Source organism: Streptomyces sp. NPDC102360 (assembly GCF_044766085.1).
GTDB lineage: Bacteria > Actinomycetota > Actinomycetes > Streptomycetales > Streptomycetaceae > Streptomyces.
Map to the genome: position 1 here is coordinate 158,542 of NZ_JBIWLG010000003.1, position 13,422 is coordinate 171,963.

General features: G+C 72.1%; 13 protein-coding genes. 5 read left to right on the top strand and 8 right to left on the bottom strand.

The genetic code is table 11. The features are described 5' to 3' along the window. Positions 1–4: 4 nt before the first annotated feature. Entirely contained in the window at positions 5–832 is an 828-nt protein-coding gene (locus ACIRHA_RS14995; RefSeq protein ID WP_403844851.1) for an endo alpha-1,4 polygalactosaminidase, read from the top strand. 45 nt (positions 833–877) lie between these two features. Here the strand turns inward: ACIRHA_RS14995 and ACIRHA_RS15000 are convergent, their stop codons facing one another. The 3 genes from ACIRHA_RS15000 to ACIRHA_RS15010 all read right to left on the bottom strand — a co-directional run bounded on the left by ACIRHA_RS15000 (position 878) and on the right by ACIRHA_RS15010 (position 5,413). Continuing rightward, a complete protein-coding gene (locus ACIRHA_RS15000) occupies positions 878–2,815 on the bottom strand; it encodes a hypothetical protein (RefSeq protein ID WP_403844853.1) in 1,938 nt (645 codons plus the stop codon). Positions 2,816–2,890: 75 nt separating this feature from the next. Further along, the gene (locus tag ACIRHA_RS15005) at positions 2,891–4,246 is read right to left on the bottom strand and encodes an LCP family protein (RefSeq protein WP_403844855.1); all 1,356 of its coding nucleotides are present in this window, start codon (positions 4,244–4,246) and stop codon (positions 2,891–2,893) included. Positions 4,247–4,471: 225 nt separating this feature from the next. Continuing rightward, entirely contained in the window at positions 4,472–5,413 is a 942-nt protein-coding gene (locus ACIRHA_RS15010; RefSeq protein WP_403844858.1) for an SDR family oxidoreductase, read from the bottom strand. Positions 5,414–5,622: 209 nt separating this feature from the next. Here ACIRHA_RS15010 and ACIRHA_RS15015 point away from each other — a divergent pair, with 209 nt between their 5' ends. Together ACIRHA_RS15015 and ACIRHA_RS15020 are read left to right on the top strand one after the other, a co-directional pair. Continuing rightward, positions 5,623–6,189 (top strand): rhodanese-like domain-containing protein, encoded by a 567-nt coding sequence (locus ACIRHA_RS15015; protein ID WP_403844861.1) that lies wholly within the window; start codon positions 5,623–5,625, stop codon positions 6,187–6,189. 23 nt (positions 6,190–6,212) lie between these two features. Continuing rightward, entirely contained in the window at positions 6,213–6,458 is a 246-nt protein-coding gene (locus ACIRHA_RS15020) for a metal-sensitive transcriptional regulator (RefSeq protein ID WP_403846461.1), read from the top strand. A 370-nt stretch (positions 6,459–6,828) separates the two neighbouring features. Here ACIRHA_RS15020 and ACIRHA_RS15025 read toward each other — a convergent pair whose 3' ends face one another. Next, positions 6,829–8,202, bottom strand: a complete 1,374-nt coding sequence (locus ACIRHA_RS15025) for a GH1 family beta-glucosidase (RefSeq protein ID WP_403844863.1) — start codon at positions 8,200–8,202, stop codon at positions 6,829–6,831. Positions 8,203–8,275: 73 nt separating this feature from the next. Continuing rightward, on the bottom strand, positions 8,276–8,953 hold the full coding sequence (locus tag ACIRHA_RS15030; protein WP_403844866.1) for a maleylpyruvate isomerase N-terminal domain-containing protein: 678 nt from the start codon (positions 8,951–8,953) through the stop codon (positions 8,276–8,278). A gap of 258 nt (positions 8,954–9,211) precedes the next feature. Here ACIRHA_RS15030 and ACIRHA_RS15035 point away from each other — a divergent pair, with 258 nt between their 5' ends. Then, a complete protein-coding gene (locus ACIRHA_RS15035; RefSeq protein WP_403846463.1) occupies positions 9,212–9,382 on the top strand; it encodes a hypothetical protein in 171 nt (56 codons plus the stop codon). Between the two features lie 10 nt (positions 9,383–9,392). Here ACIRHA_RS15035 and ACIRHA_RS15040 read toward each other — a convergent pair whose 3' ends face one another. After that, on the bottom strand, positions 9,393–10,325 hold the full coding sequence (locus ACIRHA_RS15040; RefSeq protein WP_403844868.1) for a sigma-70 family RNA polymerase sigma factor: 933 nt from the start codon (positions 10,323–10,325) through the stop codon (positions 9,393–9,395). A 70-nt stretch (positions 10,326–10,395) separates the two neighbouring features. Between ACIRHA_RS15040 and ACIRHA_RS15045 the strand changes: the two genes are divergently transcribed. Next, entirely contained in the window at positions 10,396–10,863 is a 468-nt protein-coding gene (locus ACIRHA_RS15045; protein ID WP_403844871.1) for a pyridoxamine 5'-phosphate oxidase family protein, read from the top strand. A 70-nt stretch (positions 10,864–10,933) separates the two neighbouring features. Here ACIRHA_RS15045 and ACIRHA_RS15050 read toward each other — a convergent pair whose 3' ends face one another. Both ACIRHA_RS15050 and ACIRHA_RS15055 read right to left on the bottom strand, forming a co-directional pair. Further along, positions 10,934–12,565: an MDR family MFS transporter gene (locus ACIRHA_RS15050; protein WP_403844873.1), complete on the bottom strand. Its 1,632-nt coding sequence runs from the start codon at positions 12,563–12,565 to the stop codon at positions 10,934–10,936. Positions 12,566–12,734: 169 nt separating this feature from the next. Further along, positions 12,735–13,373, bottom strand: a complete 639-nt coding sequence (locus tag ACIRHA_RS15055) for a TetR/AcrR family transcriptional regulator (protein ID WP_403844875.1) — start codon at positions 13,371–13,373, stop codon at positions 12,735–12,737. Positions 13,374–13,422: the final 49 nt, after the last annotated feature.

Consider the following 13,422-nt stretch of genomic DNA (forward strand, 5'->3'; position numbering starts at 1 on the left):
GACGATGATCTTCCGTCCGGTTTCCCGACGTCTGTCGGCTCTGTGCCTCGCCCTGACCGCCGCGTTCGCGTTGTCCGCCTGCTCGTCACCGGACTCCGCGGGGCGCTCCCCACGCGTCCAACGGCCGACGCCGGACGCGCAGTTCGACTACCAGATCGGCGGCGCGTACAAGCCGTCCGCGGGGGTACGGGCCGTGTCGCGCGACCGCGGCGACGCGCCCGCCCGCGGGCTCTACAACGTCTGCTACGTCAACGCCTTCCAGGCCCAGCCCGACGCGCTGAAGTGGTGGCGGGCCCACCACGACGACCTGCTGCTCCGGGACGGCGAGGGGAAGTTGGTGATCGACGAGGACTGGCACGAGCCGCTGTTCGACATCTCCACGAAGACGAAGCGGGCGCGTCTCGCGAACATCGTGGGCGGCTGGATCCGGGGCTGCGCCGACGACGGATACCAGGCCGTCGAGCCCGACAACCTCGATTCCTACGAACGCTCCGACGGGCTGCTCACCTCCTCCGACGCGGTCGCGTTCGCTCAGCTCGTCGCGGACCGGGCGCACGGGTCCGGGCTCGCGGTCGGTCAGAAGAACACCGCGGAACTCCTCCCGAAGCGCCGCGAGATCGGGTTCGACTTCGCGGTGACCGAGGAGTGCCAGGCCTACGACGAGTGCCGGGGGTACGCGGCGGCGTACGACGACCGGGTCTTCGCCGTGGAGTACCGCGAGGCCGAGTTCAAGCGGGCGTGCCGCGCGTGGGGCGACCGGCTCTCGATCGTGCTGCGCGACATGGACGTGCGGCCCGCGGGCACGAAGGGGTATGTGCGGCGGGCCTGTTGAACGGCGGCGGGGTCAGGCCTTCCGGGTCGGGCAATTCAGCGCGTCTCAGGCTTTCCGGGTCGGGGCGTTCAGCGCGTCGAGGCGGCGCCTGATCGCGTCGAGGGCGCCGGGGCGCCGGCCCGGCACCTGTTCCCGCAGGGCGGTCAGCCCGGCGGCGTGACCGCGGGCCCGGTCCGGGTCGCGGACCTGTTCGAACTGGTGGTGGGCGCGGTCGACGGCCGCCTCCACGTCCTCGTCGGAGGGCGACTCACCGCGTGCGATCCGGGCGTGCGCCACGGCGATCCACAACTCGCAGCTGCGCCCCGGCTCCTCGGCCAGCCGAGCGAGGTCCGCGCGCACCTCCATCCAGTGCACCACCTGCGAGGACCGCATCCCATACACCCGCAACGCCTCCCCTTCCCACGCGGCAGCGATCGACGCGGCCTCCCCGTGCCGCCCGGCCTGCACGGCAGCGAGCAGCAGGGCGTGCGGATCGGGTGCGGCGGGCGCCGCGGGTGCCGCCGGCGCGACGGTGGGCATCGGCGGAGCGACGACCACCGGCGCGGCCTCCGGGCCGGGCGGGACGGGGGTGGGCGTTGTGACGGAGGCCGCGGGGACGGGGGATGGGCTGACGGCAGCGGCAACCGGGGCCGACGCCGGGGCCTTGGCAAGCTGCACGGCCGGCCCGGGTGAGGGGGCCGGAGTTGAAGTGGGGGGCGGGGCCGACAGCGACCCCGAGGCGGCTGCATCGGCAGACGTCGGAACCGAGGGCTGAGACGCAACCGCCGCCGGAGCCACCACCGAAACCGAAGGCGAAGCCGTGTCCGGCATCGCCCCTGGACCGGGTGCCAGGCTCACTGCGGGCTCCGTCCCCGAGGCGCCAGTCACGGCAGGCGCCGGAGGCAGCCCCGGCCCCGAAGACTGTGCGGGGGCCGAGGTCACGACCGGGTTCGGAGTCGCCACTGCTGCAGGCCCCGAACCGGAACGCGATGCCGGGGCCTGGACCGACTCGGCCCCCCACGTCGGGGCCGGGTCCGGTCCCTGTTCCGGATTCAAGTCCGGAACCGGTATCGGGGTCGAAGCCGGAGGCGGGACCGGAGCCGGGGCCGGGGTCGTCGGCGTCGGCGTCGTTGCCGAAGTCGGTGTCGCGGCGGTAGGCGTTTCCGTGGGCTCCCGGTCAGTGGGGGGCGCCGCGGGTGTGGGCTCCGGCGGAAAGCCGGCCGCATGGCTGTTCGCCGTCGCAGGTGTGGGCTTGGGCGGGTCAGCGGCCGCATGGTTGTTCGCCGACGCGGGCGCGGGGGCGGGCTGACCGGCCCCAGGCGTGTTCGCGGCCACGTGGCCCGACCCCAGTGCCACGAAGAGTGCGTCCGCGGGGCCCGCGTGGGCCGCGGCCGTTTCGTGGAGGTCGGGTGGGGTGGGGCGGGCACCCGTGCGCCAGATGTCCGCGTAGGCGCGGAGGTACGTGGGCGTGAGGGTGGTGCGGCGGGGCGGGGGCGGCAGGACCCGGCCGAAGACGCTGGTGCCGTGGCCGAGGCCGAGGCCGCTCACGCCGACCTGCTTCCAGGCCTCCGCGTCGGCCACGAGGTCGACAACGACGGTCGTGGTGTGCGGGCGGCGCAGCATGAGTTCACCGGTGAGCCAGTGCCAGGGCAGCGCCGTGTAACGCAGCGTCGACGGGGCGGTGCGAGCGAGGGCCAGGTGCAACAGGCGCTGGCGGTGGTCGAGGTGGAGCTGACCCGCGACGTAGAGGTGGAGCGGGCCCGGCTGCGCGGCCGCCGTGCGCAGGCGGGTGAGGACGGCCTGCGGGTCGAGCGGGTCGGCGAGTTCGACGACGGACGCCGCCGCCGTGCCGGTGAGCACGCTCGGCGGGACCGCCGCGAGCGTGGGCAGCACGGAGACCGCGTCGATGAGGCCCACCTTGCCGGCGGGCGCGGCCGCGAGGAGCAGCGCCGTACCCGGCTCGGTGGAATGTGCCTCGTTGTTGCCTTGCGCGTTGATCACCACAGCAGAACCGTAACCGCAACACAGAGCGTCGCGCTGCCGTCACGGAACCCCAAGTGACCCCGCAGCAGTCGGTTTTCAGCCCTTTTTGCCCGAAGGGTGCCCGCAGCGCAGCCGGTCTCCCGTCACCGGGGCCCCCTCCACCATGCTGCGGTCGTACGTCACTTGCGTCACACCGCGATCGTCCCCGCCGACGGCAACGCGGAAGACGGGACCGAATCCGGCCACGGAGCGCAGCTTCGCGCCGGGCAGCGCGGCCGCCAGGGAGGGCGCGAAGCGGGCGCGTTCGGGATCGTACGTGACGACGGTGGGTCCGCTCGGGCGGCTGCTCGGGGCGGGCGCCTCGGTCACGTTGAAGCCACTCTCACGCAGCCCGTCGGCGATGCGCGGGTCATCGACCTTCACCTTGGTCTCCTTGGGCGGCATCCCGACCGGGACCGGACCGCCGGACTTCCGCGTGGACGTCAGCGGCCGGTCCGCACGCAGCGCCCCGAACATCCGCTTCGCCCGCTTGTCGTCCCACAGCAGCGACGAGCCCCACGTGGGGTCCCGGTAGTCGAAGTTCGAGATGGGTACGGTGGCGAACTCCGTCTGCCGCGGCGTGAGGTCGCGCAGCTTCCAGGCCAGGGACATCAGCGTACGCGCGTCCGTGTGGCCGTCGGTGCGCACATGTGACATCAGCGCGCGGGCCGTACGGGCGGTCGCCATCGGTTCCTTGAAGACCTTCGCGTCGGACAGCCGCGCCAACATGCCGAGCAGCATCTTCTGTTGGCGGCGGACCCGGCCGAGGTCGCCGGGCGGGTTGAGGTGCCGGGCGCGGACGTAGCGCAGAGCGTGCGTGCCGTCGATGTCGTGGGTCCCCGCGGCGAGCTCGAGCCCCGAGTTCTCGTCCCGCAGCGGGGTGTCGCTGCACACCTCGGCGCCGCCCAGCTCGTCGACGGCCGCCACGAATCCGCGGAAGTCGGCCTCCATGTAGTGGTCGATGTGAACGCCGGTGGCGCGTTCGACGGTACGCACGGTCAGGTCCCGGCCCCCGTGCGCGTACGCCCCGTTGATCTTTCCGCTGTGCGCGGGGTGGTCGTGCCGGGCGAAGCGGACGAAGGAGTCACGGGGCAGGGAGACGACGCTGAGGCGGCGGCCGTCGGCGGCGATGTGCACGAGCATCAGCACGTCGGTGCAGCCGCACTGCTGGCCACCGACGTGCAGCCGCTGGATCTCCTGGCGGGACATTCCGCTGCGGCGGTCGAGCCCCGCGACGAGCAGGTTGGTCCCTCTGCCCTTGCCCACGCCCTGGCGGGTCTCGTGACCGGCGGTGGGCGCGGATCCTCCCGCCGCCGGTCCGGCCCCCGCGGGCGCTGCCCCCGCGAGCGTGGTGATCAGCAGGGCGGCCGAGGCCACCGCGTGGCGGCGGCGGAGACGGTGCTGAAGGGCCATGGAGTACCTCCGTCGAGCGGATGTCGGGGCGGGTGCGACCTGACCCCTTTACCCCGTATCGCCCCTCCCGTTCCACCACGCCACGCCTGATTCACCGTCATGTACGCATGGTGGCCTCCCCCGTCGGAACCAATCGCCACAGCGACGTCACCTCCGCCGCGCGTGCGGCGTGCAGCCGGCCAGGCCCGCCGACCCGGACGAGGACTGAGCGGCCGCGCGCAGCCGTCAGCGGTACCCGGTGACGTCGGCCGGCTTGCCCGCGTCCTGTACCTCGACGAGGTAGCGCCAGGAGTCGGGCCTGCTGCCGTCGAGGTCGGTGAAGCCGTAGACCTTGGCGAGGCCGCCGCTGGACTGGGACGTCCCGTTGAACCGGGAGACGTCCGGGTCGGCGGCGAGCGCGGCGACGGCGCGGCCGACATAGCTGGTCGTTTCGGAGATGGCGAAGTGCGGCTCGACCTTCACCGCGTCGTGCCAGTTCTCCTCCGTGACGTCGAAGTGGCTGAGCATGATCTCCGAGCGCATCCAGCCGGGCGTGAGGGCGACGGCGGTGGCGCCGCGCGAGCCGAGTTCGTGGCCGAGGGCGAACGCCATGCGCAGGACGGAGCTCTTGGCCAGGTCGTAGAAGAAGGACACGCGGTAGTTCGTGCTGTTGTACTCGGCCGTGCCGTCGGTGACCTCGACGACCAGGCCGCCGGGGGTGCGCAGCAGCAGCGGCAGCGCGAAGTGGCTGGTGATGGCGTGCGTCTCGACGGCGAGGCGGTGCAGCCTGAGCCCGTTGTCGAGGTCGTGCTCCCAGACGGGCTTCTCCCAGTCGAAGAGGTTCTCGCCGCCCCAGATGTCGTTGACGAGGATGTCGAGGCGGCCCTGTTCGCTGTCGATGCGCTCGACGAGGGCGCGCACCTGGTCCTGTTCGAGGTGGTCGGTGGGTACGGCGATTCCCCGGCCGCCCGCGGCGGTCACGAGGTCCGCGGTGTCCTCGATGGTCTCGGGGCGGTCGTACTCGGAGCGGCGGGCGCGGGTGCTGCGACCGGTGACGTAGACCGTGGCACCGGCCGCGCCGAGTTCCACGGCGATGCCGCGGCCCGCGCCGCGGGTGGCTCCCGCGACCAGGGCGACCTTGCCGCGCAGGGGGTGTTCGTCCGTCGCCGGGTGGGCGGTGTCAGGCATGAGGTCGTCTCCCGTTGCTTCCAGGTGTCTCGTGGTGCTGCCGGATGGCTCGCTCTCACGAGCATGTCCCGAAATCCCGACACCCCTTGTCCTGCTTTCGGTGGGACTTTGCATGGGCTTTCGGTGGGGCCTTGCGCGGACGATCAAGCCACCTACCTACGGGGCAGGCGCTGATACCCTCGGGGGTATACCAGGGAGACAGGAGAGACATGAGCACCACCCTCGCCCCCGCCGAGCTGCACGGCAGGGCCGCCGACGACACCCTCGTCCTCGATGTGCGCGCGCCCGCCGAGTACGCCTCGGGGCACGTGCCCGGCGCCCTCAACGTGCCCTCGGAACTCATCGACGAGCTGCTGCCCGAGCTGCGTGACGCGGCCGGACGCCGCCGGATCGTCGTCGTGTGCGCGGCCGGCCACCGCTCGGCCACCGCCTGCGCGAAGCTCGCGGAGGCGGGCGTCGACGCCGTCGGGCTCGACGGCGGCACGCAGGCCTGGACCGCCGAGGGGCTGCCGGTGGACACCGCGGCCCGCCCCGAGCGCGCCGTCTGGGCGATGGACCGCCAGGTCCGTTTCACCGCCGGTTCGCTGGTCCTGCTCGGCCTCGCGCTCGGCCGCCGCGCCCCGAAGGGCCGGCTGCTCGCCGCCGGCATCGCCTCCGGTCTCGTCTACTCCGGCGTGAGCAACACGTGCGGCATGGCGGCGATGCTCGGCAAGCTTCCGTTCAACCGGCCCGCACCGGGCGCGCTCGACACCGCGCGCGCGGCCCTGCGCTCGTGAGCGGAACGGGCGACCCGGAGGCGATGGATGCCGTCCTCAAGCGACTGCGCCGCGCGCAGGGGCAGCTGACCGGCGTCATCGCGATGATCGAGGCGGGCCGCGACTGCAAGGACGTGGTCACCCAACTGGCCGCCGTTTCGCGCGCGTTGGACCGGGCCGGATTCAAGATCATCGCATCCGGCATGCGGGACTGCATGAACGCCACGGACGGCGAACAGCCGCCGCTCAGCGAGGACGAGCTGGAGAAGCTTTTCCTGTCCCTGGCGTGACGGGGGCATCGGGCGCGTCGCACCGCTGTTGGGGTGCGGCGCGCCTCTTCTGTGCGCTGAGCCCCTTTGGGGTGGCACGTCCCAGCAGGACGACGCCCGCGAGCGTCACGATTCCGCCGGCCGCCTCCACGGGCGTCGGCGTCTCCCCCAGTCACAGGTACGCGACGACAAGGGCCACGCCCGGCACCAGGTACAGCGCGGCGGTCGCAGCCGTCACCGTCAGCCGGGCCACCGCGTGGCCCCGCACCACCCGTGCGCCGTTCCGTGCGGGCGGTGTACCGGGCAGGCACCGCCGGGCACCCCGATGTCGCGTGGGTGTTGGACCGGCTCAGCGAGGCCGCTTCCGGCCGGACCCGCTGAGCCGGTGACCTCAGGCGGCCCGCCGCGTCAGTGTGCCGTGGCGCCGCACGAGGTCCGCGTAGCGGTGACCACTGCCCTTGATGGTGCGCTGCTGCGTCGCGTAGTCGACGTGGACGAGGCCGAACCTCTTGTCGTAGCCGTACGCCCACTCGAAGTTGTCGAGCAGCGACCAGGCGAAGTACCCGGCGAGCGGGGCGCCTTGACGGATCGCACGGGTGCAGGCCGCGAGGTGCCGCACCAGGTACGCCTCGCGTTCGGGGTCGTCGACCGTGCCGTCGGGACGTACGACGTCGGGGTACGCGGAGCCGTTCTCGGTGACGTACAGCTTGCGGGCGCCGTAGTCGTGGGTGAGGCGGAGCAGCAGGGCCTCGATTCCGCCGGGGTCGATCTCCCAGTCCATGCCGGTGCGCGGGAGGCCGGGGCGTGCCACGGACGCGGCGTACGGGGCCGGGCCCGAAGGATCGTCGGCGACGGCCGAGGAGAAGTAGTAGTTCAGGCCGAGCCAGTCGAGCGGCTCGGACATGACCTGCACATCGCCCGCCTGCTCGGGGAGTTGGACCCCGTACACCTCCAGCATGTCCGCCGGGAAGCCGCGGCCGTGCACCGGGTCGAGCCACCAGCGGTTGGCGTGGCCGTCCATGCGGCGGGCGGCGGCGACATCCTCGGGCCGGTCGGTGGCGGGTTCGACGTGGGCGAGGTTGTTGACGACGCCGACCTCGGCGCCCGGCACGGCGGCGCGGATCGCCTGTGTGGCGAGGCCGTGGCCGAGGAGCAGGTGGTAGGAGGCGCGGACGGCGGCGGTCAGGTCGGTGAGCCCTGGAGCCATCCGGCCTTCCAGGTGGCCGATCCACGCCGAGCACAGCGGTTCGTTCAGCGGCGTCCAGTGCTTCACACGGTCCCCGAGACGGTCCGCGACCACGGCGGCGTACGCGGCGAAGTGCTCGGCGGTCTCCCGCACCGGCCAGCCGCCCCGGTCCTGGAGCGCCTGCGGCAGGTCCCAGTGGTAGAGCGTCACCGACGGCGTGATGCCCGCGGCGAGCAGCGCGTCGATCAACTTGTCGTAGAAGTCGAGGCCCTTGGGGTTCACCGGCCCGTCGCCGCCGGGCACGACGCGCGGCCAGGCGACGGACAACCGGTAGGCGTTGGTGCCGAGTCGCCGCATCAGGCCGATGTCCTCGCGCCACCGGTGGTAGTGGTCGCAGGCGATGTCGCCGTGGTCACCGCCGTCGATCTTCCCCGGTGTGTGCGCGAAGGTGTCCCAGATGGAGGGCGCCCGGCCGTCCTCGGCGACGGCTCCTTCGATCTGGTACGCCGATGTGGCCGTGCCCCACAGAAAGTCGTGCGGGAAGGCGGAGACATCAAGAGGCGAGTGAGAGTCGGACACGAAGTTCCTTTCAGCAGCGGTCACTTGACGGCGCCTGCGGTAAGTCCGGTCACAAGGTAGCGCTGGAGCAGTATCAACCGATCACGAACGGCAACTTCCGGGCCAGCGCTCCGAGTTCACCCTTCTCCCGCTCCGTCACGGGCCGACGCCCGGTCCCGACGAGCAGCACGTCCGCGTCGCTCCACGACGCGGGGAACACGGCTCCCGCGATCTCCTCCAGGAGCCCCCGCGAACGGGCCAGCCCTTCCACCGGAGGCCCTTGCACACCCGGGAGTCGGTGGATCAGGTCGAGGTGGTGCAGGGTCCACTCCAGGACGTACGCCGTGAGGTAGTCGCCCACCGTGAGGGCCTGCCCCTGCGTGCTCACGACGGCGTCCGGATCGGCGAGCCCGGCCGCCCGCCCCGCCGCGGACCCGACGTCGTCGAGGTGGAACGCGAGCAGCGCCGGGTCCTGGTAGGCGGCGGCGAGCCGGACGGTCAGCGCGTCGAGCAGGTCCTCGCCGGTCGGCGGCTCGTCGTCCACATGCCAGTACGTGACCGCGTCGACGGTCGGTTCCGTCGACGCGGGCGTGACCAGGGTGATCAGAACGTCCTGCGCGTCGATGACGAGGTGGCACACCAGGTCGCGCACCAGCCAGCCGGTACAGCCGGAGGGCCGCTCGAAGGCCTCTTCCGGAAGGTCGGCGACCGCCGCACGCAGTGCGGCCCAGGAGCGCGAGAAGAGTTCCGCCGAACGCGAGAAGTGATCCACGGCGGCACGCTAATCGGGACGGGGCCGACGGACAAGCGCATTTGGGGTGTGTGGTTCGATGCCGTCGAGGAGACCGATGGCGAGAGGGGTGTGCCGACGTGAGCGGCGAGACGTGCGCCAGGGCGCGGCAGAGCAGTGATCCGGCCGCCTGCGTCGAAGCCCTCCGGGCGGTGCATCACTCGGACGGCTGTCCGACCAACTGGCCGCAGGGTCCCACGGGTTGCGGGCACGCCCGTCGCCGTCGTGGGGCGGCTGTTCGTGGCGCCGTCCGCGCGTGGGCACTGGCTCGGCGCGGCGCTCCTGGACCGGGCCGCACGCCGTGCTCGACGTCGTCGCCACCGGCTCCGCCGCGATGGCGTTGCACGAAACGGATCGAGTGGAGGTTCCTCGCGCTGGGCCAACAGAAGGGCGGGGTGGGCGAGTTGGTGACCGTCAAGTGCTACTCGGCGCCGTCCGAGGACTGATCGCCCTGCGCCGGGCGGCTGCGGCGGCGCAGGGGCACCACGTCCATCGACGCCAACCGCTTCTCGTCCGCGACGAGTTCGATGCCGGTGATGCGGGGCGGCTCCGCCGTGAGGTCGACCTCGACGGCGAAGGCCACCTTGAGGGTGCCCGCGTGCGACCACACGACGCCGGCCGTGCCGTCGAGCAGAGCGAGGCGGGCGGCCTTGGCGCGGCCCGCGTAGAGGGCGGCCACCGCACGCGCGCCGATCACCTCCGGCTCCGAGCCCATGGCGATGGCCGCGGCGTCCGAGCGGACCACGACCTCCGGGTCGAGCACGGTGAGCAGCGCCTCGAAGTCGCCGCCCTGCGTCGCGGCGAGGAAGGCCTCGACGACCTCGCGGCGCCGCTCGCGGTCCGCCGCCTCCGTGGCGCGCGGGCCGGCGCCCTGCACCCGGCGCCGCGCGCGGCTGGCGAGCTGGCGGGTGGCGGCGGGGGTGCGCTCGACGATGGGCGCGATCTCGTCGAACGGCACGGCGAACAGGTCGTGCAGCACGAAGGCCAGGCGCTCCGCCGGGGCGAGACGGTCGAGGACGACCATCAGCGCGAGGCCCACGGCGTCGGAGGTGACCGCCTCGTCCGCCGGGTCCACCGGGCCTTCGCCACCCTCGTGCTCCTGGACCTCCAGCGGGTCCTCGCGGCGGGTGGCACGGGCGCGCAGCGCGTTGAGGCAGATGCGGGAGACGACCGTGGTCAGCCATGCGGAGAGGTTCTCGATGGTGTCCGCCTCGTCCGTGCGGCTGAGCCGCAGCCACGCCTCCTGCACCACGTCGTCGGCCTCCGCGGACGAGCCGAGCATCCGGTGGGCGACGGCGCGCAGCCGCGGGCGGTGCTCCTCGAAGCGGGATGCCAGGACGGCGGTGTCGACCATCTGTCACATTCCTTCGTGATGTCGTGTCATGGCAGTGCGCCACCCCATAGTGACCGTAAAGGAGAACCGCATGTCGCAGGCCGCGCCCGCCCGTTCGGCGAAGCAGCGTAAGCAGGACACCCTCGACCGCCTGGAACGGGAGGTCGACGCGTGGGTCGCGACGGCCGGGCCCGAGGGCGGCGCGCCGTACATGATGCCGCTGTCGTTCCTGTGGTGGGACGAGTGCGTGTACGTGTCGACGCGGGCCACCAACCCGGTAGCGCGCAACCTCGTGGCGAGCGGGCAGGTGCACCTCGGCATCGGGCCGACGCGGGACGTGGTGCACATCGCCGGGCGATGCGAGGCGCTGTCCGCCGACGAGATCTCCGACGAGTTCGCGGACGCGTTCGCGGCGGGCGCCGGGTTCGATCCGCGTGCCGCCGACGGCCCGTACACGTACTTCCGTGTCCGGCCCGTACGCATCCAGGCCTGGCGCGAGGCGAACGAGCTCGTGGGCCGTGACCTGATGCGGGACGGGGTATGGCTGGACGCCGACTGACGCGACTGTGCCCCCGCCGCGCTGTGGAAGCGCGGCGGGGGCACAGGTCGTACGGGACGGGGGGCGGAGGTCAGCCGACCGGCTCCGGCTCCTTGTCCACCGTGGGACCCGTGTTCTCCGCGTGCCAGTCGGCGTTGTCGGCGAGCGGCTTCTCCTTCAGGACGAAGGCGAGGACCAGGCCGACCGCGAAGACGGGCAGCAGGTACAGGAAGATCGGAACGAGCGCTTCCTGGTAGGAGTTGACGACCGTGTCGCGCAGATCGGCCGGCAGGGCCCGGACCAGCGCCGGGGTCAGCGAGTCGCTGTCACCGACCTTCGCCGCGGCCTCCGCCGGAAGGTTCACGGCGAGCTGGTCGGTGAGGCGGCTGGCGAACACGGCGCCGACGACGGCCGTGCCGAGCGTCGCGCCGATCTCACGGAAGAAGTTGTTCGCGGAGGTGGCGGTGCCGACCTCGGCGGCCGGGAAGTCGTTCTGCACGGCCAGCACGAGGGTCTGCATCATCAGGCCGACGCCCGCGCCCGCCAGACCGACGTACACGCACACCAGCCAGACCGGGTCGGAGACGTCGAGGGTCGACATCAGGTACGCGGTGAGCATGATGATGGCGGTACCGGCGATCGGGTAGATCTTGTACTTGCCGGTCTTGGACATGATCGCGCCGGACGGCAGGGCGGTGCCCATGATGCCGACGACCATGGGGATGAGCAGCAGTCCGGACTCGGTGGCCGACTTGCCGTAGACCATCTGCAGGTAGGTGGGCATGTAGCCGACGATCGCGAACATACCGAGACCGATGACGATCATGCCGAGCAGCGTGGCGACGTTGAAGATCGGGCTGCGGAACAGGTGCAGGGGGATGACCGGCTCATCGGCGCGCTTCTCGGCGACGAAGAACAGCACCCAGGCGACGACCGCTCCGATGCCGAGGCCGATGACCAGCGGGTCGGACCACTCGTACTGCGTGCCGCCCCAGCTCGCGAAGAGCACGGTGCAGGTGACGGCCGCGGCCATCAGCGCGGTGCCGAGATAGTCGAGTGTGACCTTGACGGCCTTGCGCGGCAGCTTGATCGCGACGACGGCGACGAAGAACGCGAGGACACCGAGCGGCAGGTTGACCCAGAACGCCCAGCGCCAGGAGTGCTCGTCGGTGAACCAGCCGCCGAGCAGCGGTCCGACGACGGAGGAGAGACCGAACACGGCACCCATCGGGGCCATGTACTTGGCGCGCTCACGCGGCGGCACCAGGTCGGCGATGATCGCCTGCGAGGTGATCATGAGACCACCGCCGCCGAGGCCCTGGAGGGCGCGACCGGCGATCAACGTGCCCATGTTCTGGGCGAGTCCGCAGACCACCGAGCCCACCAGGAACAGGGCTATGCCCGCGAGAAAGATGTTCTTGCGGCCCATGAGGTCGCCGAGCTTGCCGTAGACCGGCATGCCGATGGTGGCGGCGAGGATGTACGCGGTGGTGATCCAGGCCATGTGCTCGATGCCGTTGAGCTCGCCGACGATGGTCGGCAGGGCGGTCGAGACGATGGTCTGGTCGAGCGCGCCGAGCAGCATGGTCAGCATCAGCGCGGCGAAGATCAGGCCGAAGTTGTGCGGCTTGGCGATGCCCTCTTCGATCTCGACGTTCCCTTCGATCCCCTTGGCCGGGTCGGGTCCGGAGTCGATGCCCTCGGAAGCGGGGGCGTGCGTCATTACGGTGTTCTCCGATGTGGTGTGCGGGTGGAGTGGTGCATGGCTGACCCTGCGGCGGGAGAGCGGCTGCCGCGCAGGCGGTACTTCGGTGTGCCGATCCGGGGAGGAGCGGGGAGAGGGGAGATCTGTGGGTGACCGCGAGGGGGAGGTGGTCACACGGGTGGCGCGCCTACTTCACGGCGGCCGGTCCCAGCAGCGTGCGCAGCGAATCGAAGGCTTCGCGTACGTGCTCGGCGGGTCCGTCGTGATGGTCGCTGGACTGCTGCCACCGCTTGATGCCGCTGCGTACGGTCGCCATGGCGACGCCCGCGAGCAGTTCAGCCTCCGCGCCGTCGGGCGGGGTGCCGGTGCGCCGGGCGATGAGTCCGGCGAGGTCCCGTTCGACCGCCTCGCACTGGGCGAGGAACGTGGCCAGGACCGAGGGCACGCCCTCCGCGATACGCAGCGAGTCCTCCAGCTCCTGCGGCTCGGGGGCCGCTTCCTGGAGGTGGTCGGCGAGAATGTCGCCGAGGTCACGCAGTACGGCGTCGGTCCCACTCCCCCGTCCCTCGGCGAACCGGTCCGCGAGAGCGGGCGGCACGGTGCCGGGCAGGGCGAAGAGGGCGGCTTCCTTGCTGGGGAAGTAGTTGAAGAAGGTCCGCGGTGACACGCCGACCTCCTTGCTGATCATCTCGACCGTGACCTGCGCGAAGCCGTGCTCGCGGGCCAGCCGGACGGTGGCCGCGTGCAGCTCGGTGCGCGTCTGGCGGCGCCTGCGCGCGCGCAACCCCTCGGCGGGGGCGGTCGGCTGCGGCTCTGAGACGGTCACGGGCGTGATTCTTGCACACTGTGCAAACCTTGCGCGCACTGCACCCGCC

Excerpts from the sequence above, each read along its gene's own strand:
- ACIRHA_RS15045 (WP_403844871.1), top strand. The coding sequence starts at position 10,396 with ATGTCGCAGGCCGCGCCCGCCCGTTCGGCGAAGCAGCGTAAGCAGGAC.
- ACIRHA_RS15050 (WP_403844873.1), bottom strand. The coding sequence starts at position 12,565 with ATGACGCACGCCCCCGCTTCCGAGGGCATCGACTCCGGACCCGACCCG.
- ACIRHA_RS14995 (WP_403844851.1), top strand. The coding sequence starts at position 5 with ATGATCTTCCGTCCGGTTTCCCGACGTCTGTCGGCTCTGTGCCTCGCC.
- ACIRHA_RS15015 (WP_403844861.1), top strand. The coding sequence starts at position 5,623 with ATGAGCACCACCCTCGCCCCCGCCGAGCTGCACGGCAGGGCCGCCGAC.
- ACIRHA_RS15010 (WP_403844858.1), bottom strand. The coding sequence starts at position 5,413 with ATGCCTGACACCGCCCACCCGGCGACGGACGAACACCCCCTGCGCGGC.
- ACIRHA_RS15020 (WP_403846461.1), top strand. The coding sequence starts at position 6,213 with ATGGATGCCGTCCTCAAGCGACTGCGCCGCGCGCAGGGGCAGCTGACC.
- ACIRHA_RS15005 (WP_403844855.1), bottom strand. The coding sequence starts at position 4,246 with ATGGCCCTTCAGCACCGTCTCCGCCGCCGCCACGCGGTGGCCTCGGCC.
- ACIRHA_RS15040 (WP_403844868.1), bottom strand. The coding sequence starts at position 10,325 with ATGGTCGACACCGCCGTCCTGGCATCCCGCTTCGAGGAGCACCGCCCG.